Here is a 24534-nt window from a genome sequence, read left to right as displayed (position 1 = left end):
TCAGACGTCGATGCTGCAACCGCGACTGCCAGCCGCCTCTCCGATCCCCCACTCCCCGATCACCCGTTACTGGGTCGTTGAGGGCAAGCGCGCATCCGTCGGTCAGCCCGGCATCACGACCAGCGCGACGGATATGGGATGCCGTGATGTGGCGACGGCACGACACGGCAGGGCGGCGGAGGGGAGAAACAGCGGGAGCGTCGCGCCGGTCGTAGGCTGCGGGTCGCGGCGACGGTGGGAGGCCGGATTGGCGGAGACGACGACGATGGCCGGGGTGACGGCCGAGCTGGCCTCGCTCGACGACCCGAAGATCCGTGCGATCAACGAGCGGCACGGCGACGACCACGGGGTCAACCTGGGCAAGCTGCGGGCGGTCGCCAAGCGGCTGAAGACGCAGCAGGAGCTGGCCCGCGAGCTGTGGGCGACCGGCGACAGCGCGGCGCGGCTGCTGGCGATGCTGATCTGCCGGCCGAAGGCGTACGGGCGGGACGAGCTGGACGCGATGCTGCGCGAGGCGCGGACGCCGAAGGTGCACGACTGGCTCGTGAACTACGTGGTGAAGAAGAGCCCGCACGCCGAGCCGCTGCGCCTGGCCTGGTCGGCCGATCCCGATCCGGTCGTGGCGAGCGCCGGCTGGGCGCTGACCACCGAGCGGGTGGCGCGGAACCCGGACGGGCTGGACCTGGCCGGTCTGCTCGACGTGATCGAGGCGGAGATGGCGGATGCGCCGGAGCGCCTCCAGTGGGCGATGAACCACTGCCTGGCGCAGATCGGGATCGAGCACGCCGCGTACCGGGAGCGCGCGATCGAGATCGGCGAGCGGCTCGGGGTCCTCAAGGACTATCCGACGCCGCCCGGGTGCACGTCGCCTTACGCGCCGGTCTGGATCAACGAGATGGTGCGCCGGCAGCACGGTGGCGCGGACAACGGGGTATGAAGGGGCGCAGGACATTCGCGTACCCGGAAGGACCGTTTCGATGACCCTGGAACGACCGATCGCCCCGGACCCGTACGAGCTGCTGCCGACGGTGCCGTCGTTCGACCTCACCAGCGACGACGTGCACAACGGCGAGCCGATGGACGCGCGGTACGCGCACGGCAGCACCGGCGGCGAGAACGTCTCACCGCAGCTGTCCTGGTCGGGCTTCCCGGCCGAGACCAAGAGCTTCGTGGTCACGTGCTTCGACCCGGACGCCCCGACCGGCAGCGGCTTCTGGCACTGGGTGCTGGTGAACCTGCCCGTGTCCGTCACCGAGCTGCCCACCGGCGTGCGTGAGGCCGACCTGGACGGCGCGTTCAGCGTCCGCAACGACTACGGCGACACCGGTTACGGGGGCGCGGCGCCGCCGGCCGGGGACCGTCCGCACCGGTACGTGTTCGCGGTGCACGCGGTGGACGTGGACCGCCTCGACATCCCCGCCGGGGCCAGCCCGGCCTTCGTCGGCTTCAACCTGGCGTTCCACACCCTGGCTCGGGCGGTCATCCGCCCCACGTACCAGATCAAGGAGTGACCGGCGGCCGGGGGCCGTCGCGGCCCCCGGCCTCAGGCCGGTACGCGGGCGACAGCGAAGACGGACTGGCCGAACGGCGGCCGGACGCGCTGCTCGGCGGCCTTGGTGACCGGCAGCACGAGCGTGTCGTACACCTTGACCATCGGGCCCTCCTTCGGCATCAGCCGGAAGACCTTGGTGGCCATGAAGTAGCCGATCAGGCCGAGCGCGTTGGCGTAGTGGATCCGCTCGACGGTGAGGCCCGCCTCGGTCATCGCCGCGGCGAGCGTCTTCTTCGTGTAGCGGCGGACGTGGCCGGTGGCGATGTCGGCGGGGCTCATGGCGAACTGGAACGCCGGCACGATGATGACCACGGCGCCGCCGGGGCGGACCAGATCCCGCATGCTGCGCAGCGCGCCCACGTGGTCGTCGATGTGCTCCAGCACGTTGTAGGACACGGCCGCGCTGTAGTCACCGCGCTCGTGGTGCGGGAGCAGCATCTGCCGGACCTCGACGCCGGGGTGGTCGGACAGCCGCTCCTTGAGCTGGATCAGCCGGTCCGGGTCGGCCTCGGTGGCGGTGATCCGGGGTGCGTACGCCGCCCAGGCGGAGGCGTAGTCGCCGAGGCCACTGCCGATCTCGATCGGGTTGTCACCGAGGTAGGGCACCGCCAGTTCGACGAACCACTGCCGGTGGTTGACAGCCGTCGCCAGGCCTTCGAGCACCTCGGACTGGACGCGCTGATCCCCAGTGATTTCTGCCATGCGTCGATTCCTCACGATATGACTGACCCGCGCCTGGACCGTCAGAGTCAACCATCTGGATGGCTGAGGGGGAAATCGGGGGACGGAGGGGGGCCGAATTGTGATCCGGAGGGGTGCCTGTTCGGCGTTCGGCGAACTCGGCACATAGTACGTGATTCCCCGGAACATTGCACGTGCCCGCCATACCCTGACTACGCTCTGAAATGTCATGACTACTCCGGAAAGCGGCGCGAGTGCGCCGAAATCGGGGCAGGGTAGGCGGATCGACGCGCTCGCCGTGCTCAGCTTCGTGCTGCTCGCGTTCTGGGTGACCGCTCGACTATGGGTCGATCCGCGCAATGGCATCCGGGACAACCGGACAGATCAGGCGCAATTCGAATGGATGATGGCGCATGGTGCCCGCGTCGTCACTGATTTCGCCTATCCGTTCACCTCGAACCGGATGAATGTGCCGGATGTCGTCAATCTCATGGCTAATACGTCCGTATTATCCGTTTCATTGCCGCTGACCCCGATCACGCTCTGGGCAGGTCCGCGCTGGTCCTTTCTGATTTTCCTCACTCTCGGGCTCGCCGCCACCGGCGTGTCCTGGTATTTCCTGCTCTCCCGAGTTGTCGTGAAGTCCCGCGGTCCGGCCTGGCTGGGTGCCGCCTTCTGCGCGTTCGCGCCGGCGATGATCTCGCACGCCAACTCGCACCCCAACATCGTCAGCCAGTTCGTGGTGCCGCTGATCATCTGGCGGACGCTGCGCCTGGCCGAACCCGGCCGGTGGCTGCGCAACGGCGTCCTGCTCGGCCTGGTGATCGTCTGGCAGGCGTTCCTCAACCTGGAGATCCTGCTGATGACCGCGATCGGGCTCGGCGTGGTGGTGCTCGCGCTCGCCCTCGGCCGTCCCGCGCTGCGCTCGGCGGCCCGCCCGTTCGCCGCCGGGCTCGCTGTGGCCGCGGTGGTCGCCGGGGCGCTGCTCGCGTACCCGCTCTGGGTCCAGTTCTTCGGCCCCGGCGCGTACAGCGGGCTCTCCACGCTGATCCGCGGCTACTCCACCGACCTCGCCGCGTACGTGGCCTGGTCGCGGGAGTCGGTGGCGGGCGACGCCCGGGGCAGCGAGCCGCTGGTCAAGAACGCCACCGAGGAGAACGCGTTCTTCGGCTGGCCGCTGGTGGTCCTCGTGGTCGCGCTCGTCTGGTGGCTGCGCCGCAACGCCGTGGTCCTCGGGCTGGCGGCGGTCGGGTTCGTGTTCGCGCTCTTCTCGCTCGGCCGGGAGATCCGCTACGACGGGCAGGACACCGGCATCCCCGGCCCCTGGGCCGCGCTGGAGAACCTGCCGGTCCTGCACTCGGTGGTGCCCACCCGCTGGTCGCTCGCGCTCACCCCGATCATCGGCGTGCTGCTCGCGTTCGGCGCCGAGCGGGTCCGGCAGTTGGCCGTACGGCACCCGGACACGCGCGACCAGATCCGGTTCGCCACCGTCACCGTGCTCGCCATGTCGCTGCTGCCGATCCTGCCCACCCCGCTGCCGGCGAAGCGCCTCGACCCGACCCCGGCGTTCGTCACCTCCGGCGCCTGGCGCCCCTACGTCGCCGACGGGCGGAGCATCGTCACGCTGCCGCTACCCGACACCACGTACGCGGTCCCGCTGCGCTGGTCCGCCGAGACCCGGCTGGACATGCCGCTGGCCCGCGGCTACTTCCTCTATCCGGACACCCGCCCCGGCGGGGACCGGATCGCCCTCTTCACCGCGCCGCCGCGTCCCACCAGCACGTTCTTCGAGACGGTACGGCGCACCGACGCGGTCCCGCCGATCACGCCGCAGGACCGGGTGGCCGCCGTGGACGACCTGCGCTACTGGCGGGCCGGCGCGGTGATCCTCGACCCCCGGCTGCCGCAGACCGAGGCGCTGCGCCGGGCGATGACGGAGCTGAGCGGGATCACACCGAGGCGTACCGGCGGGGTGTGGTTGTGGGACGTCCGGCCGCTGGCCGGCTGAGCGGTCAGCCCTGGCGGACGCAGCAACCCTGGCACACCTTGGGCCGGGGCAGCGTGAACGCCAGGCAGCAGGTGCGCCGCTGCACCGTCGGCTCGCCGGCCGGGCCGGGCACCAGCTCGACCAGGTCGCTCAGGTCGAGCGCGGCGAGCAGCGTGCCGACGGCCGCCGTGGCCGAGCCGGGCAGCGCGTCCGACGCGCGCAGGACGCCGTGCGCGATGCCGGAGGCCACCGAGCCGAGCAGCGTACGGGTGCCGATCCGGACCTCGCCCTGGATGGCGCCGATCAGCGGCGCGAAGTGGGCGTCGAGCAGGGACGCGCGCAGCGCGCCGAGCAGCGCCGCCTCGTCCGGGACCACAAGTACGCCCGGAGCTCCGGCGAGAGCCAGCGGGTCGCTCGGCAGCACCGCCACCGGGGTGGAGGCGCGCAGCCCCAGCGTGAGGAGCTGGTGGTGGTCCTCGAAGTGCACGAGCACGTCGGCCGGGTCGAGCAGCGGCACCCGGCGGGCGGACGCCCAGCCGAGCACGGCGGGGAGCGCGGTCCAGTAGCTGTAGGACTTCCAGGCCAGCGCGGCACACGCGTGCGGGGTGCCGCCCCAGCGGCGCCCGGCGCGGGTCAGGAACTCGGACAGCAGCGCGCCGTCGATCAGGCGGGTGGCGGGGGACCAGCGGTCCAGCTCGTCGTGCACAAGCAGGCCGGGCGCGAGCCCGGGCAGATCGTCGGTGCCGAACATGGCGCGCAGGGTCGCTGTCACCGGGGCGAGCGGGGTGGCGGCGTCGCGCCCCGGCATCACCGCAGTCACCTGGCCGTCCCCTGTCCTGTCGCCCTGCGGTCGGCGCGTGCCGTCGACCCAAGCTAAGGCTAGCCTAACCACCCTCCCGGCGGGAGGGGAAGAGATGCCGCGGTATCGAGGGGAGGCCCCCGTCACTCCACGGCCGTCGGGTACTACCCGGCCTCGGAGACGGAAAACGCCGCCGGAGAACCGGCGGCAGACGGCATAAGGATCGATGTGTGCCGCTGAAAAGTCAAGGTGAGTGTCGAATACGAGGCAGTTTCCGTACACGTTCGGCCACTCAACGTGAAAATGGTCTTCCCGCGTACGAGGAAGCTGATGACGACCTCACCGATCGAGCGTGCCGCCGACTCGTTCGCGGCCGAACTCGCCCGGCACCGGACCGGCCGAGGGCTGTCCAAGAAGCAACTGGCCACGATGATGGGCTTCGACCCGTCCTACGTCAGCCACGTCGAAGGCCGCCGGCACCGGCCCACCGAGGACTTCGCCCGCCGGGCCGAGGCCGTCCTGGAGGCCAGCGGCGCGATCTGGCAGCGCTTCCGGGAGTACGACGAGCTGCGGCACGGCCGCACCGGCGTGGCCCACCGCGACCCGCCCGTCCCCGGCCAGTGGCTGCCCCCGGGGACCGGCCTCGTGGTGGAACGGGAGGTCGCGACGCTCACCCACACCGGTGACGGCTACCACTGCGCGATCCGGCGGGAGCTGTACAACGCGGGCACCGAACCGGTCACCCGCTACCTGGTCCGGGTCGCCGTCGACCGCTACCCCAACGACCCCGGCCGCTCCAACCGGCACCACCGGGAACACCCGCTCACCTTCGCCGAGCTGCAACTCACCGCGTACCGGGACGACGGCAACGGACGCGAGCCGATGCACTGGCGGGCCAAACACGACCGGGACGCGTTCAAGGAGATCTGGCTGCTGTTCGAGAACGACGAGGGACGCTTCCCGCTCTACCCCGGCGACCGGGTCACCATCGAGTACGCGTACCGCGTCGGCCGGGACAAGTGGGGCCCCTGGTTCCAGCGGGCCGTACGCCTGCCCACCCGGCACCTGGCGGTGCGGCTCGACCTGCCCGCGGACCTCGACCCCAAGGTGTGGGGCGCGGAGACCTCGCTGTCGGCGGAGGAGGGGCCGCTGCGTACCCCGATCCAGCGTTCGGTGGACGGCGGCCGGGTGGTCTTCGACTGGGGGACCGACGACCCGCCGCTGAACGCCCGCTACCGGATGCAGTGGCGGTTCCGCAGCCCCGAGCCGGACGCCGAACCGGACAGCGCGCCCACCGGCGGCGCCCGGGTGCGGGCCAGCGACCGGATGCGCGCGGTGGGCATCGTGCAGCGCGGCGACGACCTGCTGCGGCAGCGGGCCCGCCAGTTCGACCTGCCGGCCGACGAGGCGCACGCCCGGCAGGTGATGGACCGGCTCGCCGCGATGCTGGTCCGGCTGGACGAGCTGCACCCGTTCAGCAAGGGCGTCGGCCTCGCCGCGCCCCAGCTCGGCATCGGCTGGTCGGCGGCGCTCGTGCGCCCGGCCGACCGGGCGGCCGATCCGGTGGTGCTGCTCAACCCCCGGGTGGTCGACGCCGCCGCCGAGACCGACGAGCAGTACGAGGGTTGCCTGTCCTTCTTCGACCACCGCGGCCTGGTGCCCCGGCCGCTGCGGATCGACGTGGAACACGCCCTGTGGGACGGCAGCCGGGTGATCACGTCCTTCGAGTACGCGATGGCGCGGCTGGTCGCGCACGAGATCGACCACCTGGAGGGGCGGCTCTACGTCGACCGCATGGCGCCCGGCGTGCCGCTGGTGCCGGTGGAGGAGTACCGCGAGACCGGCACCCCCTGGCGTTACTGATAAACGGGGGGCCGGGTCGCGTGCCCCAGGGGGCGGGGGCACGCGACCCGGCTCGGGGGGAGCAAGGTTCAGAGGTTGCCGAACGTGTCGTACCGGATGTGGTCCGGCGGGACGTCGTCGGCGGCGAGCGCCCGCAGGGTGGCCCGGACCATCGCGGCCGAGCCGGAGACGTAGCAGTCGTGCGTGGTCCACGGGCCGTACCGGGTGACCACCTCGGAGACGTCACCGAGTTCGCCGCCGAAGTCCGGGTCCTCGCTGCACGCCGGCGTCACCGACAACCACGGGTGGGACGCGACGAGGTCCTCCAGGCCGGGCAGCCCGTACAGCTCGTCCGGGCGGCGCGCGCCGTAGAAGACGTGCACCCAGCGCGTGCGGTTGACCCGGGTCAGCTCCTCCACCAGCGCCTTGATCGGCGCCAGGCCGACACCGCCGGCCACGCAGAGCACGTCCCGGGTGGACCCCGGATCAAGCGTCATCGAGCCCATCGGCGCGGCCACCCGCAGCAGGTCACCCGGCTTGGTACGGCGTACCAGCGCGCCGGACACCCACCCGGCCGCACCCGGTGGGGTCCGCACGTGGAACTCCAGCACGTTCTCCTCGTTCGGCGCGTTCGCCACCGAGTACGTCCGCCACACCCGCGGGTGGTAGCGCGGCACCTCCACGCTCACGTACTGCCCGGCCCGCCAGGGCAGCGGATCCTGGAGCGCGCGCACTGTCAGCACCGCGGTGTCCGGGCCGTGCCGCTCGTGCGTCAGCACCTCGGCGTGCCAGTACGGCGGGTTCTCGTCCGCCTCCGCGCCGGCCAGCATCCGCTCGCTGATGCCCGCGTACGCCTCCCGCCACGCCTGGTCGTACTCCAGGTTCCAGCCGTCCCCGGCGGTGCTGCGCAGCGCGTCGAGCAGCGCGACGCCCATCGTCGCGTAGTGCTCGGCCGACACGTGGTACTTGCGGTGGTCCCGGCCCAGCGCGCGGAGGTACTCGTCGAAGCTCTCCGGGTCGCCCACCGTCTGGGTGGCTGTGACGATGGCCTCCAGGATGCGGTCCCCCTGGCCGTTCATCTGCACCGGGAAGAGCTTGCGCAGCTCCGGATCGAGGAGGAACAGCCGGGCGTAGAAGTGACCGCTGAGCCGCTCCCGGTGCTCCTCGACCAGGGTCCAGCTCTCCTTCAGCAGCCGCGCGAAGTTCTCCACAGGGGCACGCTCCTTCTCCGTACGGGCGGATCGGCCCGCATAGAATGTCCACGGAGCGTGTACGCCGGTCGCACAGGCTGTGCGACCGTCCGGCCCGGTCACCGAAGTGCTTTCATGGTCCGGTGACGGTTGACGAGCTGGCCCGTCCGGTCTCCCGCCGGATGCTGGGCACCGAGACGCTGCTCGTGCTCGGTCTGTCCCTCGGCCAGTCGGCCGTGTACGCCCTGGTGTCCCTGATCGCGAAGCTCACCGCGACCGGCGGACTGTCCAAGCAGACCGCGGCCCTGAACACCTCCGCGTCGGCCCGGCCGTACCTCGACCTCACGTACCAGCTGCTCGGGATCGTCTTCGCGCTGCTGCCGGTGCTGCTCGCCGTACACCTGCTGGCGCGCGACCCCGGCGACCCGGCACGGACGCTCGGTGTCGACTTCCGCCGGCCCGGCTCGGACCTGGCCCGGGGCGCGGGCCTGACCGCGCTCATCGGCCTGCCCGGGCTGGCGCTGTTCTGGGCGGCGGCACAGCTCGGCCTGAACGCCACGCTGGTCCCGGCCGCGCTGCCGGACCTCTGGTGGACGGTGCCGGTGCTGATCCTCGCCGCCGTGCAGAACGCCGTGCTGGAGGAGGTGATCGTGGTCGGCTACCTGATCACCCGGCTACGGCAGCTCAACTGGCGGATCGGTGCCGTGCTCGCCACGAGCGCGCTGCTGCGCGGCTCCTACCACCTCTACCAGGGCTTCGGCGCGTTCGTCGGCAACGCCGTGATGGGCGTGATCTTCGGGCTGTTCTACCTGCGCACCCGCCGGGTCGCCCCGCTGATCGTCGCGCACACGCTGCTCGACATCTTCGCGTTCGTCGGCTACGCGATGCTGCCGAAGTCCTGGTTCGACTGGCTCTGATCCGGCTGCCGGCCCGGCACGCGTTCCGTCCGCCGCCAGGTCGGGGAAGTGGCGGCATCGGGCCCCGCCTGACCACGCCAGCTCGCCGAACCGGTGTCGATCACACCCGATACCGGGCGACCGCCCGCGCGGCGAGGCGCTCCGCGGCTGCCGTACCGCCGGTCGCGGCCGCCAGCGCCGCCGCACCGGGCAGCAACCGGGCGGCCAACCGCAGCCCGAGCCAGCCACCCGCCTGCGCGGCCACCGGCGTGGCCAGCCGCCAGGCCGCCTCCGCCACCCGCCCCCACGGCCCGTCCGCTGGCGCGTCGGCAGCACGGGCCGCCGCCAGCGCCGCCCGCGCGGTGCCGTCATCCGGGTGCACCAGCGTGAGCACCAGCAGCTCGGCCGCCCGATCCGGGTGCGCCGGATCCCGCCCGTACGCAGCCGCCAGATGCAGCACCAGGTTCGCCTGCGTCCACAGCACCGACGCCAGCTCCGCGACCGGCGCGAACAACCCGGCGCCCGCCGCCAGCGCCCCACCCGTACCGGCCATCCGGACGAACCGCCGCGTCGCCAGCCGGGCCACCCCGTCGGCGTCCGCCTCCGGGTAGGCCCGACGGACCTGCTCCGCCCAGGCCGAGGCCCGCGGCCCGAGCGCGTCGACCGCCGCCAGGGCCAGCAGCTCCGGCGCGAACCCGGGGTGGTCGCGCAGCTGCGGCCCCACCGCCCGCCAGCCCGTTTCCGGGGTACGCGTGACGTCGGGTTGTCCGGGTGCCCGCGCGACGACCGTGCCGTGCGTCGTCTCGGCGGACTGCCCCGCGTGGGATGCCGTGGTGTCGGCGGCGGTGACCTCGATCTGTGGCGCTTCGTGTTCTGTGGGCTCCGGGGTAGTGATCGCCGTCTCCCGCCTCGGGGGCGACGCCTTCCGGGCGGCCTTCTTCACCGCCGGGGTCGCCTTCTTCGCGACCGGGGCGGCCTTCTTGGCGGCGGGAGCGCGGCGCGTCCGTTTCGGCGCCTCTGCCCCGACCGGTGGTGCGCCCGGCGCTGCCGGAGGCTCGACGGCTCGATCCTGTTCCGCCGTGACTGGCCTCTCATCGGTCGGGGCCGTGCCCTCCCCGGCGCTCGGCGGAGGTTGTGCGGCAGTCGTACCCGAAGGAGCCGTGGAAGCCTCCGGGGTGGCCTGCTCGGCGGGCGTACCCGGATCGGCTGGTGAGGGATCGGCGGCCGGACGCGGGCGCGGTGCCGGCGGTGCGGCGGTGGCCGGCGTCGGCGGCTGGAAGACGACAGTGGGCGCGGACCGGCGCGGACGCCGGGGCGGCGGTGTGTCGCTCGTCGCGTTCTCCGCGGCGGGATCCGGTGTCGGTGGGTTGAACGTCGGTCGTGGGGAGCGGCTCCGCCGGGCCTTGGGGGCGGGCTCGCGACGGGGCGGATCGCTCGGCGGCTGCTCCTGCATATCGATGGAGCGTAGCCGTGGACGTGATCCGGCACACGACGGAAACGCGGTGGCGAGGGCCGGTCCCGGTATCCGCTTTGCCCCGGGCGGGTGCGGGCCTGTATCCTCGGGCGCGGTGACCTCGTGGGTCACCAGGGAGACTTCGCCTAGTCTGGTCTATGGCGCCGCACTGCTAATGCGGTTGGGGTCTTAAAGCCCCTCCCGGGTTCGAATCCCGGAGTCTCCGCGCGAAAGCCGGTTGTGTAGACTGGCCGAGCACCAGGCGCCCGTAGCTCAACGGATAGAGCATCTGACTACGGATCAGAAGGTTAGGGGTTCGAGTCCCTTCGGGCGCACAAGATCGTGAAGGGTCTGACCTGTGGAAACGCGGGTCAGGCCCTTTGTGCTGTCTGGCCTGGGTGGACGGTGGCACCTGTTCCCCGCCGGCGACGCACGGCGACGCCGGGATCGCGCTGCTCGCGCCGGTCGGCTACCTGGCGTGCGCCGCGCTGGCCCGGTTCTCCTTCGCCCGAGCGGAGCTGGGCCCCGACCAGGCCCTGCCCCACCGGCCCGGCATCGCCGGTGTCTACGGGGCACTGCGGGCCGGAGCCAGCGGGTTCCTGCTCAAGGACACCCCGCCGGCGGAACTACTGGCCGGCATCCGGGTGGTGGCCGCCGGAGAAGGACTGCTCGCGCCGACGGTGACCCGGCGGCTCATCGACGAGTTCGCCCGTCGGCCCGAACCGGCCCGGCCGCTGCCACGACGGCTCGGGTGACCGAGCGGGAACGGGAGGTCCTCACGCTGATCGGCCGGGGCCTGTCCAACGCGGAGTTGGCCGGGCACCTCGGTATCAGCCTGGCCGCCGTGAAGACGCACGTCGGGCGGCTGCTGACCAAGCTGGCGGTACGGGACCGGGCTCAACTGGTCATCGTCGCCTACGAAACCGGCCTGGTCGGGCCGGGCGGCCCACGCTGAGCGGGTCGTCCTCCCGGAAAGTGCATGGATGGCGGGGCCCCTCCGCGGCTAGGCTTGGCCGTCATGACGACCCTCGGCGTGGTGTTCCGGCCCCAGAATCCACCCGAACGCCTCCGCTCCGTCGCACGCGCCGCTGACGAGGCCGGCCTCGACCAGTTGTGGCTCTGGGAGGACTGCTTCCTCGAAAGCGGCATCGCCACCGCCGCCGCGGCCCTGGCCTGGACCGACCGGCTGGCGGTGGGCGTCGGGCTGCTGCCGGTGCCGTTCCGCAACGTCGCGGCACTCGCCATGGAGGCCGCCACGCTGCACCGGCTCTTCCCCGACCGGGTGCTGCTCACCGTGGGCCACGGCGTCCAGGACTGGATGGAGCAGGTCGGAGCGCGGGTGGGCTCGCCGCTGACGCTGCTGCGCGAGCACGTCGAGGCGCTGAAGGCGCTGCTGGCCGGCGAGACGGTCACGACGTCGGGTCGGTACGTCAAGCTCGACAAGGTCAAGCTGGACTACCCGCCGGTGGGCACGGCCCGGATCTACGCCGGCGCGACCGGGCCGAAGACGCGTGCTCTCGTCTGCGAGGCCGCCGACGGGATCCTGCTGACCGCCGGCACGCCTCCGCAGGAGGTGGCCGCCGTCAGTGCGACGGCCAAGGCCGTCACCGTGTACGTCCATGCGGCGACCGGCCCCGACGCCGAGGCACGCATGGCACGCGAGCTGGAGTCGTGGAACGAGTCGGACGGCTGGGACGCCGCAGCGGCCGGCGACGCAGCCGCCATTGCCGCTGTCGTGAACCGCTACCGGGACGCCGGAGCCGACGCCGTGATCCTGCAGCCCACCGCTGACGAACCCGACCTCGAGGGCTTCGTCCGGTTCACCGCACAGCAGGTCGGTCCACTGGTGCGGTAGGCGGCCGATGTCGCTCCGCGCAAGGCCTGCCCGCGGCGTCCGGTGGGGCAGGCCTTGCGCGCGGCGGTGGTCAGCTCACCGCGCTCGGACTGCCGTCGAGCGTGGGGTAGTCGATGTAGCCGCGGGCGTCGCCGCCGTAGAAGGTGGCCGGATCGGGTGTGTTGTAGGGCCCGCCAGCGGCGAGCCGGGCGGGCAGGTCGGGGTTGGCGAGGAACAGGCCGCCGAAGCTGATCAGGTCGGCGGTGCCGTCCTCGATCAGCGCGAGCTGCTCGGGGCCGGTGACCGTTCCGGGCGTGAACGGGTTGAGGATCAGCGGGCCGTCCCACCGGCGGCGCAGCTCACGGGTGAGGTCGCGGTCGTCGGCCTCGGCGATGTGCAGGTAGGTCAGGCCGAGCGGGTTGAGAGTGTCGGCCAGCGCGGTGTAGGTGTGCTGGTGTGCGTCCTCGGTGATGTCGTTGAACGGGTTGGCGGGAGAGATCCTCAGTCCGGTCCGGTGGGGGCCGATCGCGTCGGCGACCGCGTGGACGACGTCGACGGTCAGCCGGATACGGCCGGCGACCGTGCCGCCCCAGCGGTCGTTGCGCTGGTTGGCATTGGTGGAGAGGAACTGGTGCAGCAGGTAACCGTTGGCGCCGTGCACCTCCACGCCGTCGAACCCGGCGGCAACGGCGTTGCGGGCAGCGGCGGCGAAATCGCCGATGGTCGTGAGGATCTCCGCGTCGGTCAGCTTGCGGGGCGTGACGAAGTCCTGTGGGCCCTGTGCGGTGAGCACCTTTCCGGCGGCGGCGACCGGTGACGCACCGACCGGGACGAGGCCCTCGGGCAGCAGGCTGGGGTGACCGATCCGGCCGGTGTGCATGAGCTGGGCGAAGATGACCCGCCCTGGGCGTGGACGGCATCGGTGACCTGACGCCACGCCGCGACCTGTTCGGCGCTGTGCAGGCCCGGCGTACTCGGGTAGCCCTGGCCGATCACCGAGGGCTGGATGCCCTCGGTGACGATCAGACCGGCGGAGGCGCGCTGGGCGTAGTAGGTGGCGGTGTCGGCGGTCGGCGCGGCGCCCGGGCCGTGGGCGCGGCTGCGGGTCATCGGCGCCATCGCGATCCGGTTGCTCAGCTTGGTGCCGGCGAGGCTGACGGGTTCGAATGCGGTCGTCATCGTGATCTGTCCTCCGTGCAGGGGGTGGGTCGTGGCAGACGCCCCGCGAAGGGGGCGGGTGACTCACGGAATGAGGACGGTCTTGCCGGCCAGCCGGCCGGCCTCGGACTCGTCGTGCACGGCGGCCAACTCGCGCAGGGCCCGCCGCTGACTGACGTCGATGCGCAGGTCACCGGCGTCGACGCGGGCCACCAGCTGGGCGAGTTGGGCGGCGTCGCTGCGGGCGAACACCCGTACCGTGCGGATGCCGCGTCCGGGCTGCTCCGGGCCCGGAGCGGTGGTGCTCACGAAGGCGCCGCCGTCGGCGACCAGATCCACGAGCTCGGCGCCCTGTTCGGGAGTGATGGGCACCAGGTTCAGCACCACGTCGAACCGTTCGCCCGCCACGGCGTCGGTGAGCGCGGTGGTGGTGTGGTCGACGATCCGGTCGGCACCGTAGGAGAGCAGCCGGTCGCGGCTGCGCGCACTGGCGGTTGCGGTCACCTCGGCACCGGCCTGCTTGGCCAACTGGACGGCGTATCCGCCGACCGCGCCACCCGCACCGTTGACGACGATGCGCTGCCCGCTGGTCAGGCCGGCGTGCTCGAACAGCGACTGCCAGGCCGTCAGGCCGGCGGAGGGCAGGGCCGCGGCGTCGGCGAGTTCGCCGGTACGCGGCGCGGCGGCAAGCGCTTCGGCGGGGACGACCGCGTACTCGGCGGCCGCTCCCGGCGCGGCCATCGGCGTAAACGCCAGGACCGCGTCACCGACGTTCCAGTTGCCGGCGCCCTCGCCCACCTCGGTGATGGTTCCGGCGACGTCGAAGTTCGGCGTGTGGGGGAAGGTCAGCGGGAAGACGTCCCGCAGGTAGCCGGCGCGGATCGCCACGTCCACCGGGTTGAACGAGGTGCCGGCCACCTGGACGACGACCTCTCCGGCTCCCGCCACCGGCCGTTCGGTGTCCTCATAGGTGAGCACGTCGCTGCCGCCGTGGGAGTGGTAGCGCACTGCCTTCATGGTGTCCTCCTCGGATAATCGCTTCGAACTCGAAGCATGACTCGACGCTAGGTCGCTTCGAGTTCGAAGCAAAGCCACGCGAGGCGTGACACCACTCACAATGCTGCGAGTTCGAAGCAGGTAAGGTGCGCACATGACATCCACCCGCACGGCGGGGGACGACAGCGACGACGGGGTGCCGCCGCTGCACCCCGAACAGCTGCAGACCTACTTCGCGCTCCTGGAGGCCGTCAGCCTGCTGCAACACCACGTCGAGCAGCAGCTACGCACCGAGGGCGGCATCAGCTACGTGCAGTTCCAACTGCTGGCCAACCTCGCGCGGTCCGAGACGCCGCTGACCATGACCCAGCTCGCCGACGGCGTCGTCTACAGCCGCAGTGGGCTGACCTATCAGGCCGGACTGCTGGAGAAGGCCGGCCTGATCACTCGCAGCAGCTTTCCCGGTGACGAACGGGCCACCCTCGTCGCCCTGAGCGACGCGGGTGCTGCCCTGTTCCGCCGGATCCTGCCCGGCCACATCGAGGTGTCGCGGCTGCTGCTGTTCAACCCGCTCTCCGACGACGACGTACGTCACCTCGGCGACATCATGACCCGGGTACGCGACCACATGCGCGCGCTGCCGCCCCGCTCGGCCGCACCACGCAAGCGCCGCCCCAGGTCCACGCCGGACACCCCGGCCCAGGCCGACTGACGCGCTCCGCCGTCAGCCCGCCCGGACGGCAGTCCCCGCCGCTTTCCTCGGCACTACGCCGACGTCGGCGACCCGGGCACCGCGACCCGGACCTCCGGGTCAGGTGGCGCTGGTGCGGGCGGGCTGCCGGTCGATGTCGAGTTCGAGGTAGATCGCGGTGGCGATGGGCAGCGCCCGCCGGATCCGCGCCTCGGCGTCGTCGATGGTGGCGGCGACGTCCGCCCGCTACAGTCCTCAAGAGGTCGAGCCCCGGCGGCTGGCGCCGAGAGATGCCGCGACGGTTTCCGCAGGCCAGCCACATTGGTGCAGGTAGACCGTGGTCAGCAACTTGATCATCTCGTAATTCGTAGGTCACTGCGGTTACGGTCAGGACTTCTCGGCTAGCTGTTGCAGCCCGTCCGCCGCCTGATCGATGCTGTCGAGCATGAGCACGGCCAGGAGGAAGAGCCCATCGTCGCGCGAGCGGGCAGACCGCCTCACGCTGATTGATCGCTGGCGCCACTTCGTACTGGACCAACCGGTCGTCGTGCATCCCGGCGAAACGATCTGGCGCGAAGACGACCACCTCTTGGTGGAGCGGCTCGATGGGCGAGTGGACGCGTACCGCGGCGTCATGAACCGCTGCGGGTGCCGGGACCGGGCGCAATGACTGACAGCAGCTGTTGACAGCAACAACTCGGACCACGGGGTACGGACGGAGCCACCCGGAGGGCTTTCTCGTATCCGTCCTCGGCGGGCTCGGTGTGGTTGTGGGAGCCATTGGCCCCCTCACAGAGGCGAGGGCGTCAGTGACCCTGCATACTGCGAGCCACCATGACTGAGCCGTTCGTTCTGCAGCCCTACGGCGGCGCGCGATGGGTCGTCCATCCGCCGCAGGATCCGTACGGTGACGGCTACGTCTTCACGATCGCGACTGCGTTGCACGAAGAGGGTGTGACCGCTTCGACGGTCGCCAAGATCGACGGCCGCTATGCCGACCTGGCGACGACGCTGCCGGCGTTCGTTGAGCGGCTCGCAGCGGACTGGCGTGGTTGGAACGGGACTCGTACCTGGACGTCCGTGGAGCGCGAACTCGCTATCGATGCCCGGCACGACGGACGTGGCTACGTGTCGCTGGGCGTGACTCTCCGGGCTCCTGGTCTCGACGTGGAGGACAAAGCCTGGTCCGCCAGGGCGGTCCTCGTGCTCGAAGCGGGGGAGGAGATGACCCGCTTCGCCGCTGACCTCACGCACCTCCTCCGTACGTAGCCGCCACGGCGACGACATGTCTCTGCGTGCCACTGGTGAGGGCAGACCGGTGGGGCAGACCACGTAGGACCGGAGCGACCAGCCCGCCGAGCCCCGGAACGGGCGATCGAGTTGCCGAGTGCTTGAGGACCCGGACCAGGCGACCCCCGGACGGCCTGGACATGCACTTGGGGATCACGTGGCCTTCTGGTTCTCGCAGCATGTGCAGGGCGGTTCCTTGCCGCCGCTGTTCGCTGCGCTACCGGTTAGGTGAGACGGTGAATGGCCAGTTCATGGGCATTGTCCAGGGAATCCGGCACGTCACCCAGGCACGTACTTCCGGAAAAATTCCGGAAAATCATTGACGTGCTCGAAACGCCGCTGCAATACTCCGAGCGCCGGCAACATCAATCTCTTTCGATTGACGCCATGCGTCGTCAGGTATCACCCGTCCCAAGGAGGACCTGCGCATGTACGCCAGCATCCGCGGCTCCCGCCGCCCGTCCGCACCTCGAACATCGCGTCTCACCGTCCGGTTGGCAGTGCTCGCCTCCACTGTGGCGCTGAGTGCCGCCGGTCTCGCGGTCGCCGCCACTCCGTCCAGCGCCGCCACCTGCAACGGGTACGTCGGCATCACCTTCGACGACGGGCCGACCGGCAGCACCAGCGCCCTGTTGTCCGTGCTGCGCGCGAACAACGTACGGGCGACCATGTTCAACGTCGGGCAGAACGTGCAGAGCAACCAGTCCGCCGCGCGGGCCCAGGTCGACGCGGGCATGTGGGTGGCCAACCACAGTTGGAACCACGCGCACATGACCTCGATGAGTCAGAGTCAGATGCAGTCGGACCTCTCCCAGACCAACTCGGCGATCCAGGCGGCGACCGGCGTCCGGCCGCAGTTGTTCCGCCCGCCCTACGGGGAGACCAACTCGACCCTCCAGTCGGTCGCCTCGTCGCTCGGCCTGCGCCAGGTGATCTGGGACGTCGACTCCCAGGACTGGAACGGCGCCAGCGTCAGCCAGATCGTCTCCAACGCCAGCCGCCTCCAGGCCGGCCAGGTGATCCTGATGCACGACGGCATTCAGAACACCCGCGACGCGATTCCGCAGATCATGGCCAACCTGACCAGCCGCAACCTCTGCCCGGGCATGATCTCACCGAGCACCGGCCGAGCGGTGGCCCCGGACGGCACTCCGCCGCCGACCACTCCGGCGCCGACCGGCACGCCGACCACTCCGCCGCCGACCACTCCGCCTCCCAGCGGCGGCGGGTGCACAGCGACGGCGACGACCCCCAACGTCTGGGGTGACCGGTACAACACCTCGGTGACGGTTCAGGGGGCCGGCAACTGGACCGTGGTCGTGGCTCTGACCCCGCCGCAGCGGGTCTCCACCACCTGGAACGGCTCCCCCAGTTGGGACAGCACCGGTTACGTGATGACGATGCGGTCCAACGGCAGCGGCAACACCTTCGGCTTCACCACGATGATGAACGGCAACAGCAGCGCCAGGCCCCAGATCCGTTCCTGCACCGCGGGCTGACCCCGGTAACCTGCCCAGGCCACTGGAAACGGCTCAGGGCTGGGCTCGGTCGAAAGCGGCGGACTTGACGTTCGGGCATCGCCCCATCGCGGCGTTCACGATGGGGCGATGTCGCCGTCGTCACCGTCTGCCACCACACCCCGTGCCGGAGGCCCGGGGCGGGCCGGCTCAGCCCGGGAGCGTGGCCCGCCTGATCTGCACGCTGTTCGCGTCGCCGACGGAGGCGATCACCAGGTCACCGCCCGCCTCCGTCCCGGCAACCAGGTCGACGGCCTCGCCGTCGTGCCCGTCGTAGGCGTCGCCGACCGGCCGGAGTCCGTCGTCGAGCAGCACGACACCACCCTCGTGGCCTGAGACGACCCAGGTCCGTCCGGCGGCGGTGATCAGCTCCACCGTGCTGCAACGGCCGTTCCCGTGATCGTCGAACTCGCGGAGGAGTTCGCCGGTCACGGCGTCCCGCAACTGCAGATCGTCCATGCCCGCCGGGTCGAAGTCGAAGTCGTCGGCGCCGACGTCCAGGCCCTGGACGAGCACCGCCCGGCCGTTCAGCACGCCGAGCACGGCGACGTCGGCGCGGTCGCTGAGCTGTAGCGGCTGCCTGACCCGCTCTGCGGCCCATACGTCCCACAGCGCAGCCATGGAATCCGCCAGGCAATCCGCGTCGCCGACAATGTCGCCGTGCACCATCGCCAGGAGTCTCTCGCCGGCTGCGGCCATCGACAGGGATCGGACGGTTTGGCCCACCGGAACCTGGGCCAGCGGTTCGGCCGTCACGATGTCCCAGATTCGCAGCGTCTGGTCTGCTCCGCTGACGCCGAGCAGGCAGCGGCCGCCGATGTCGACAGTGACCGCCGCATACATCGGATGGTCGCCGTGATGCAGCGGGTCGCCCAGTTTCGCGCCCGAGTTGGCGTCCCAGCGCTGCACCACCCCTTGGTCGGTGACACCCACCACGATGTCCCGGTCGGGCCCGCCGAAGGCCACCGAGGTGACCGCGCCGCCGGCGTCCAGGGAGTCGATGATTCCGCCGGTGGCCGCGTCCCACAGCCGGATCGTCGCGTCCTCGGAGCCGGAGGCGAACACCGGCTGACCGTTGCGGGTACCGGCGGCCAATGCGGTTATGAAGCCGCTGTCTCCGGTGTCCACCGCCACCGAGGTCAACGCCTGCCTGTCGTCCAGTTCCCAGTCCTGCGACATCCCGCTCCCATCATCCATGAAGATCGACGGGCCAGCTTCCCAGACGACGCCACGTGACCGTGGGCCGGTGGGGCCGACGCTTCCGGCGCCGTACATCTACGCCAGGGGGTCGGTGCTGATGGAGAGCACCATCCCGACCAGAGCCAGCACGTCCACCGCCAAGAGAACGAGGTGCACATACCGGTACCGGCGCGCCATCGTGCCGGCTACGAGCGTCGCCGGCGTGTGGTTCAAGAGCGCCGCGAGCCTGTTCAAGCGCGTCTGGTAATCCTCGGGACGCAGTCGGTTGTGGCCGCCCAGGGCCGGGATCAGGGCGGCAATCGGAATGGGCGCGTGCCCCGAGACCCGCAGCTCGATGTCGAACCCGTCGAGCCGGACTCCGTCGACCAGTGACCGGGGGACGCGGTATCCGACGAGCGGGTTACCCACGACGACGTGCGTGTGGGTCACCGCCACGAAGGCAGCCGGCCCCGCGAGGTACATGAACAGTACGAGCGTGCCGAGCAGCGTGAGACCCATCAGCAGCGTCTGTGGGGTATGGGGGACGCGGGAGGGCGTCACGAGGACGAAGGCGCCGGCCGCCGTGCCCATGGCGATCGCCAACAGGGCGAGCGGGTCATTCCGCCGGATCATGGCCTCAACTTCCCATCAGGTCGGGTGACCGCCCCGCGCGGATCGGGTGACCTTGCAAGGCAGGATCATGATGTACGCGTGGCGTGGCCTGCGCGAGAGGCACCGGGCCGCCGACGTGGGCGGAGGCTCGGGAAGTCCGCACGGATCGGTTGGTCCCTCGCTCTCCTTGCCGGCTATGCGCTGTGGAGTTGGGCCGTGCACGGCTGGGCCGACGCCCACGGCTACCGCGGGTTGCTCGACGGATGACGTCCCTGGTATCTCGCCATCGCCGCCGTGACCTACTGGCCACCCGCGCACGTCCTGTGGTGGTGGATCTACCCGAGGGCAGGGCTCGTTCCATGGATGCGCGAATGACGATGGATGTGATGTACGTCGAGCAGAAAGCTGCTCAGTGTGCGATCGCTGTCGCCTCCAACTCCACCAGCACGTCCGGCTCGAAGAGGTGATCGACGCCGATCAGCGACGCCGGCGGAAGCGGCTGCGGCAGTCCGAGTTCCTCGGCGACCGACTCGATCCCGGCCATGAACGGCCCGATCTTCTCGGGCGTCCAGTCGGTGACGTAGAAGGTCAGCCGGACCACGTCCTCGAACGAGGCGTCGGCGCCGGCGAGGGCGCGGCCGGTGTTGCGCAGCACCTGCGCGACCTGCCCGGCCAGGTCCCCGGTGGCGACGGGTGAGCCGTCGCCCAGTCGTGCGACCTGGCCGCTGACGTGGATGTGGCGCGATCCGGTGGCGACTGCCACGTGGTGGTACGGCGTGTTCGGCTGAAGACCGGCAGGGCTGAGACGGGTGACGGACATCGGTGCTCCTCCACTGGGCAACTGAGGTTTACCATTGATACCTAGTTGACGGAGGACACTTCAAGGAGACCTGGTTTCATGAGCGATACCGCCGCCGCCGGTGCCGCCGAGCTGCGCGTCGACGCACCGCACCGCGAACTGCTCGATCAGGTGCTGGACAAGTGGTCGCTGAGCGTCCTGAACGAGCTGTGCGAGCGTCCGTGCCGCTTCAACGAGCTGCGCCGCGCGATCCCGGCGGTGACGCAGAAGTCCCTGACGGCGACCCTGCGGCGACTCGAACGCAACGGCATCGTGGAACGGCACGTCGTGGCGACGCGCCCGGTCGCTGTCGAGTATCGGATCACCCCGCTGGGCAAGACGCTGCGTGCACCGGTCGACGTCCTGCTCGACTGGGCCGACGCCCACATGGCGCAGATCGAGCGCGCCCGCAGGGCATTCGACGACGAGCTGGAGTGACCACCGGGGCGGCACCGTCCGGTCCGCCCCGGTGCCGGACGTCACTCGCAGACCATGCCGTCGTTGTCCCGGTCGATGTACCAGTAGTACTCCGGATCCTTGCCCTGCCGGTACGGCCCGTACCCGTTGGCGTTCGCCTCCTTGCAGGTGCCGAAGCGCGGGTCGTTGCCGCCGCCACCCGAACTGCCGCCACCGCCCGTGCTGCCACCGCCGGACTCGCCGTTGCCGCCACTCGGCTCACACGCCTCGCCGTCGAGGTCGCGATCCAGCCCGGTCCGGTACCCCGGCTGGCCGCGCAGCAGCGGCGCCTTGCCGGCTGCGCGTACGGCATCGCAGTTCTTGTAGTAGACGGCGGGCTTCGTGGTCTTGCGCGGGCTCGGCTTCGACGCGGGCTTCGCGGTGGCCGGCGCGGCCGTGGTGGGTGACGGCGACGGCTCGGGCGACACGGTGCTGAGCTCGGGCGCTGGGGCCGTGGTGGTGGGCGCCGCCACTGTCGGCACCCCCTGGGCCACCTTCTCCGGCGACCCGCTCGGCTCGGAAGTGGCGCATCCGGTCATGCCGATGCCCAGCAGCGCGCCGCTGCAGGCGAGGCCGAGGAACACCTTGATCGCAGCCGGTCGGCGGCTCCACCACGACGGCCGTGGCGGTGCCGAGAGCGGGATGCCGGGCTTGTCGGGCAGCGGCGCCTGTTCGCGCCGCGGATCCTGGGGAGGGAGTTCGGTCACAGCGGGCAGTGTGGAGCGACGCCTGCGGCCCGCAGTGTCACTGAGCCGACAGACCGGACCTTACCGGCGTGATAAGCGACGAAACGGTCGGCATCGGCCGGAACATCGGCATCGATGCGGCGGATGATCGGACTCGGCCCCTCGCCGAACGGCCGACGGCGAGGGGCACGGTGGATCAGGCGTACGGCCGGGCCGTGAGCCGTCCCGCTGCCGCCAGCCGCTCGACGGCGGCCCGATGGGGAACCGCGTGACTGGTACGGCCGCCCACACCGGTAGTGGTGACGGCGGTGAACAGCGAATTGAGCAGCGCCTCCTCGACCGTGTCCAGCACGCCGGCGAACACGGGATCGATTGCGGCGTCCGGGATCGGCTGCTGATCCGAGGTGGTGAACGCGATCGCGTAGTCCCCGCTGGTGTTGCTGAACGACGCACCCACCCGGGCCATCGCGAACACGGCCCGGCGGGCGAGCCGGCGGAGCTGGCGCGCGTCCACTGGTACGTCGGTCGCCACCACGATCATGCACGAGTTGCCGGGCGGCTCGGTCCGGTCGGCGGCCGGGACCAGCTCGTCGACCGGTAGCGGCACCCCGAGCGCGGTGAGGACGCCGCCGAAGTTGGACTGGACCAGCGCCCCGACCGTCCGCGTGTGGCCGGCGGTCTTGACCGTGCGGGACGAGGTGCCGATGCCCGCCTTGTAGCCCAGGGCGGTGGTGCCGGTACCGGCGCCGACGCAGCCTTCGGCGGGGAGTCCGCCGCTCGCCCCGGCGAGTGCCGCCAGGACGTGGGCCTTCGTGATCGGGCGGCGGCGGATGTCCGACAGGTGCCCGTCGTTGGTCTCACCGACCAGCGGGTTGAACGACAGCCCGTCCGGCCGGCGCTCCATCAGGTGCCCGAGCAGCGCGTCCGCCGCCCGGAACACCGACAGCGTGGCGGTCAGGACCACCGGGGACTCCAGTACGCCGAGCTCGTCCACCTGCGTCGAGCCGACGAGCTTCCCGTGGCCGTTGCCGGCGTACACCGCGGCGGGCAGCGTCCACCGTCCGGGGCCGAGCCCGCTCGGCACGATCGCGGTGACGCCGGTGTGCAGGTCGGCGCCGTCGTCGACGGTGGTGTGACCGACCAGGACGCCGGGCACGTCGGTGATCGCGTTGTCCGGCCCGGTGGGCAGCGACCCGACGACGATCCCCAGGTCGCGGGAGCGCCGGCCGGACCGACTCAGGACGCCGCCGCCCGGATCGCCTGCGCCATGCCGGTCGGGGAGTAGTCGTCGGGGACGCCCTCGACCAGGATGATGTCGCCCTCGATGTGCCGCGAGCGCAGCGGCGCGATCTCCTGGTAGGCGGGCGAGTCCCACCAGGCCCGGGCCTCGGCGATGCCCGGGAAGCCGAGCATCACGACGGCACCGGGCCACGTGCCCTCCTTCACCTCGTGCGGCGTGGCGTGCACGAGGAAACGGCCGCCGTACGGGGCGAGGGTGCCGGGGAGACGCTCGACGTACTCGGCGATGTCCGGGTGCGGGGCGGCGTCCTGGAGGTGGGCGATGGCGTACGCGGGCATGGTGTCCTTCCGGCCGTCGAACTACGAACGCCGATCCTGACACGGCGGTCAGCAGTTGTTCTCGCCCATTTCCGTGAACTCGTCGAGCGGGACCGTCCGCAGCACCTCCCCGTCGTCGTCGAAATCGGTGACCAGGACCGACCCCGGCCGCAGCTCGGCCAGTTCGGCGATCCGGAAGTCCACGCCCTCGGTCCGGAAGCTGTTGTCGTGGGTGGCGCCGGAGACCCGGAACGCCGCCTGCGCGTCGACCACCGGCCCGGGCGGGAAACCCGCAAGGGGTACGAGGGCGGGCGCGGTCGCGTCGCGCGGCACGTCGTACTTCCGTCTCGGCCGGTACGACCGCTCCGGCGTGGGCGCACCGGGCGAGGCGGACTCCGCCACGGAGGTGAGCACCACGAGGTCGGGCGGCCGGTCCCCGCACCAGGCGAGCGCCGCGTGCGGCCGGCCACGGGCGTCCACTGTGAGGCCGGTGACGCCCTTCACCTCCGGTGTGCAGGCGCTCAGCCCGGCCAGCACGATCAGGGCGGCGGCCGGTGTCGCGACGGCCCGGCGTGTCCTCGTACCCCTTGGCGCGGCCATGCTCCGACGGTGACAGCGCCGTGTCACTCCGCGATCCGCGTTCGGTTGCGGCCTGGTGACGATGGTGCGCGCTCAGGCCCCGGACGCCACGGCCGCGACGGCGGCGTGCGGACGGTGGGCCTCGTCGTCGAGGCGCGTCAGGCGCTCGACCTCCGCGAACCCCGCCCGCCGCAGGCGCGCGGAGAACTCTTCCACCGGCCAGCGGTACGCGGTGGCGACCTTGTGGTCGAAGGTGCCCACCTCGTCGCCGACGAAGATGCCGGCCACGAGCCGTCCACCCGGCACGATCGCGCGGCGGAACTCCGCCAGCACGCCGTCGAGTTCCGGTGGCGGGAGGTGGATCAGCGAGTACCAGGCGAGGATGCCGGCGACGGAGTGGTCGGGGACGGCGAGGTCGTCCAGCGACCCGAGCCGGTACGCGCCGTCCGGATGTGTCGCCCGCGCGTGCGCGACGAACTCGGGAACCATGTCGATCCCGGTGGCGTCGACGCCGAGCGAACGGAGATGGTCGGTGAGGTGACCGGGTCCGCATCCGAGGTCGAACACCGGACCGGTCCGGACGGTCAGGTGCCGGCCGATGAGGGCGAGGTCGTCCGCGTGCACCTTGCCGGTGGTGCCGAACAGTTCGATGTAGAGCGTCGCGACCGCCCCGTACGCCTGCCGTACCCGTGTGTGGTCCATCCGTCGACCATAGGGGTCGGACGCCTTCGCCGCATTTAC

General features: G+C 71.3%; 24 protein-coding genes, 2 tRNA genes and 2 pseudogenes. 14 read left to right on the top strand and 14 right to left on the bottom strand.

Annotated features, from left to right (window positions below; genetic code table 11):
* The first annotated feature begins 247 nt into the window (after window positions 1-247).
* Window positions 248-937: a DNA alkylation repair protein gene (locus tag O7611_RS27760; RefSeq protein ID WP_269697830.1), complete on the top strand. Its 690-nt coding sequence runs from the start codon at window positions 248-250 to the stop codon at window positions 935-937.
* Between the two features lie 40 nt (window positions 938-977).
* Window positions 978-1511: a YbhB/YbcL family Raf kinase inhibitor-like protein gene (locus O7611_RS27755; RefSeq protein WP_194800390.1), complete on the top strand. Its 534-nt coding sequence runs from the start codon at window positions 978-980 to the stop codon at window positions 1509-1511.
* A 32-nt stretch (window positions 1512-1543) separates the two neighbouring features.
* Here the strand turns inward: O7611_RS27755 and O7611_RS27750 are convergent, their stop codons facing one another.
* Window positions 1544-2254: a class I SAM-dependent methyltransferase gene (locus O7611_RS27750; RefSeq protein WP_194800391.1), complete on the bottom strand. Its 711-nt coding sequence runs from the start codon at window positions 2252-2254 to the stop codon at window positions 1544-1546.
* Window positions 2255-2462: 208 nt separating this feature from the next.
* Here O7611_RS27750 and O7611_RS27745 point away from each other — a divergent pair, with 208 nt between their 5' ends.
* Window positions 2463-4241, top strand: coding sequence for a hypothetical protein (locus tag O7611_RS27745; protein WP_269697829.1), 1779 nt, complete (start codon window positions 2463-2465; stop codon window positions 4239-4241).
* A 4-nt stretch (window positions 4242-4245) separates the two neighbouring features.
* Here the strand turns inward: O7611_RS27745 and O7611_RS27740 are convergent, their stop codons facing one another.
* Window positions 4246-5028 (bottom strand): hypothetical protein, encoded by a 783-nt coding sequence (locus O7611_RS27740; RefSeq protein ID WP_194800439.1) that lies wholly within the window; start codon window positions 5026-5028, stop codon window positions 4246-4248.
* A gap of 321 nt (window positions 5029-5349) precedes the next feature.
* On the opposite strand from O7611_RS27740, the gene O7611_RS27735 reads away from it, so the two are divergent.
* On the top strand, window positions 5350-6882 hold the full coding sequence (locus tag O7611_RS27735) for a peptide deformylase (protein ID WP_194800393.1): 1533 nt from the start codon (window positions 5350-5352) through the stop codon (window positions 6880-6882).
* A 68-nt stretch (window positions 6883-6950) separates the two neighbouring features.
* On the opposite strand, the gene O7611_RS27730 is transcribed toward O7611_RS27735, so the two are convergent.
* Window positions 6951-8072: a globin domain-containing protein gene (locus O7611_RS27730; RefSeq protein ID WP_194800394.1), complete on the bottom strand. Its 1122-nt coding sequence runs from the start codon at window positions 8070-8072 to the stop codon at window positions 6951-6953.
* A 122-nt stretch (window positions 8073-8194) separates the two neighbouring features.
* On the opposite strand from O7611_RS27730, the gene O7611_RS27725 reads away from it, so the two are divergent.
* Complete coding sequence (locus O7611_RS27725; protein ID WP_030499361.1) at window positions 8195-8968, top strand: CPBP family intramembrane glutamic endopeptidase; 774 nt, start codon at window positions 8195-8197, stop codon at window positions 8966-8968.
* A 100-nt stretch (window positions 8969-9068) separates the two neighbouring features.
* Here the strand turns inward: O7611_RS27725 and O7611_RS27720 are convergent, their stop codons facing one another.
* Window positions 9069-9890, bottom strand: a complete 822-nt coding sequence (locus O7611_RS27720; protein WP_269697828.1) for a hypothetical protein — start codon at window positions 9888-9890, stop codon at window positions 9069-9071.
* 645 nt (window positions 9891-10535) lie between these two features.
* On the opposite strand from O7611_RS27720, the gene O7611_RS27715 reads away from it, so the two are divergent.
* From O7611_RS27715 to O7611_RS27700, 4 genes and pseudogenes are all read left to right on the top strand, one after another.
* A tRNA-Ser gene (locus O7611_RS27715) sits at window positions 10536-10626 on the top strand.
* Window positions 10627-10662: 36 nt separating this feature from the next.
* Window positions 10663-10735 (top strand) — tRNA-Arg (locus tag O7611_RS27710).
* Between the two features lie 228 nt (window positions 10736-10963).
* Window positions 10964-11355 (top strand): annotated as a pseudogene (locus O7611_RS27705) (LuxR C-terminal-related transcriptional regulator); the annotation flags it as partial.
* Window positions 11356-11418: 63 nt separating this feature from the next.
* Complete coding sequence (locus tag O7611_RS27700) at window positions 11419-12255, top strand: LLM class flavin-dependent oxidoreductase (RefSeq protein WP_269697827.1); 837 nt, start codon at window positions 11419-11421, stop codon at window positions 12253-12255.
* 70 nt (window positions 12256-12325) lie between these two features.
* On the opposite strand, the pseudogene O7611_RS27695 reads toward O7611_RS27700, so the two are convergent.
* Both O7611_RS27695 and O7611_RS27690 read right to left on the bottom strand, forming a co-directional pair.
* A pseudogene (locus O7611_RS27695) lies at window positions 12326-13344 on the bottom strand (alkene reductase).
* Window positions 13345-13476: 132 nt separating this feature from the next.
* Window positions 13477-14409: an NADP-dependent oxidoreductase gene (locus tag O7611_RS27690; RefSeq protein WP_194800398.1), complete on the bottom strand. Its 933-nt coding sequence runs from the start codon at window positions 14407-14409 to the stop codon at window positions 13477-13479.
* A gap of 133 nt (window positions 14410-14542) precedes the next feature.
* Between O7611_RS27690 and O7611_RS27685 the strand changes: the two genes are divergently transcribed.
* The 4 genes from O7611_RS27685 (at window position 14543) to O7611_RS27670 (ending at window position 17868) form a co-directional block, all read left to right on the top strand.
* Window positions 14543-15100 carry a MarR family winged helix-turn-helix transcriptional regulator gene (locus tag O7611_RS27685; protein WP_269697826.1) on the top strand — a complete coding sequence of 186 codons (558 nt, stop codon included), beginning with the start codon at window positions 14543-14545 and terminating at the stop codon, window positions 15098-15100.
* 424 nt (window positions 15101-15524) lie between these two features.
* Window positions 15525-15749, top strand: coding sequence for a hypothetical protein (locus O7611_RS27680; protein WP_269697825.1), 225 nt, complete (start codon window positions 15525-15527; stop codon window positions 15747-15749).
* 164 nt (window positions 15750-15913) lie between these two features.
* Window positions 15914-16348, top strand: a complete 435-nt coding sequence (locus O7611_RS27675; protein ID WP_269697824.1) for a DUF6228 family protein — start codon at window positions 15914-15916, stop codon at window positions 16346-16348.
* A 449-nt stretch (window positions 16349-16797) separates the two neighbouring features.
* Window positions 16798-17868, top strand: a complete 1071-nt coding sequence (locus tag O7611_RS27670) for a polysaccharide deacetylase family protein (protein ID WP_194800402.1) — start codon at window positions 16798-16800, stop codon at window positions 17866-17868.
* Window positions 17869-18036: 168 nt separating this feature from the next.
* On the opposite strand, the gene O7611_RS27665 is transcribed toward O7611_RS27670, so the two are convergent.
* The 3 genes from O7611_RS27665 to O7611_RS27655 form a co-directional block, all read right to left on the bottom strand.
* Window positions 18037-19065, bottom strand: a complete 1029-nt coding sequence (locus tag O7611_RS27665; protein WP_269697823.1) for a WD40 repeat domain-containing protein — start codon at window positions 19063-19065, stop codon at window positions 18037-18039.
* A 96-nt stretch (window positions 19066-19161) separates the two neighbouring features.
* Window positions 19162-19698 (bottom strand): hypothetical protein, encoded by a 537-nt coding sequence (locus tag O7611_RS27660; protein ID WP_269697822.1) that lies wholly within the window; start codon window positions 19696-19698, stop codon window positions 19162-19164.
* A gap of 388 nt (window positions 19699-20086) precedes the next feature.
* A complete protein-coding gene (locus O7611_RS27655) occupies window positions 20087-20497 on the bottom strand; it encodes a RidA family protein (protein WP_194800405.1) in 411 nt (136 codons plus the stop codon).
* Between the two features lie 78 nt (window positions 20498-20575).
* Here O7611_RS27655 and O7611_RS27650 point away from each other — a divergent pair, with 78 nt between their 5' ends.
* A complete protein-coding gene (locus O7611_RS27650; protein ID WP_194800406.1) occupies window positions 20576-20953 on the top strand; it encodes a winged helix-turn-helix transcriptional regulator in 378 nt (125 codons plus the stop codon).
* Between the two features lie 41 nt (window positions 20954-20994).
* Here O7611_RS27650 and O7611_RS27645 read toward each other — a convergent pair whose 3' ends face one another.
* From O7611_RS27645 to O7611_RS27625, 5 genes are all read right to left on the bottom strand, one after another.
* Window positions 20995-21678 carry an excalibur calcium-binding domain-containing protein gene (locus O7611_RS27645; protein WP_269697821.1) on the bottom strand — a complete coding sequence of 228 codons (684 nt, stop codon included), beginning with the start codon at window positions 21676-21678 and terminating at the stop codon, window positions 20995-20997.
* Window positions 21679-21853: 175 nt separating this feature from the next.
* On the bottom strand, window positions 21854-22846 hold the full coding sequence (locus tag O7611_RS27640) for a P1 family peptidase (RefSeq protein ID WP_194800441.1): 993 nt from the start codon (window positions 22844-22846) through the stop codon (window positions 21854-21856).
* A gap of 47 nt (window positions 22847-22893) precedes the next feature.
* Complete coding sequence (locus O7611_RS27635) at window positions 22894-23235, bottom strand: DUF1330 domain-containing protein (RefSeq protein ID WP_269697820.1); 342 nt, start codon at window positions 23233-23235, stop codon at window positions 22894-22896.
* A 48-nt stretch (window positions 23236-23283) separates the two neighbouring features.
* Entirely contained in the window at window positions 23284-23814 is a 531-nt protein-coding gene (locus tag O7611_RS27630; RefSeq protein ID WP_194800408.1) for a hypothetical protein, read from the bottom strand.
* Window positions 23815-23886: 72 nt separating this feature from the next.
* On the bottom strand, window positions 23887-24495 hold the full coding sequence (locus tag O7611_RS27625) for a class I SAM-dependent methyltransferase (RefSeq protein ID WP_194800409.1): 609 nt from the start codon (window positions 24493-24495) through the stop codon (window positions 23887-23889).
* Window positions 24496-24534: the final 39 nt, after the last annotated feature.

This window comes from Micromonospora sp. WMMC273 (assembly GCF_027460285.1).
In the GTDB taxonomy this organism is placed as follows: Bacteria; Actinomycetota; Actinomycetes; order Mycobacteriales; family Micromonosporaceae; genus Micromonospora; species Micromonospora aurantiaca.
This window is presented reverse-complemented; position numbering and strand designations above follow the sequence as displayed.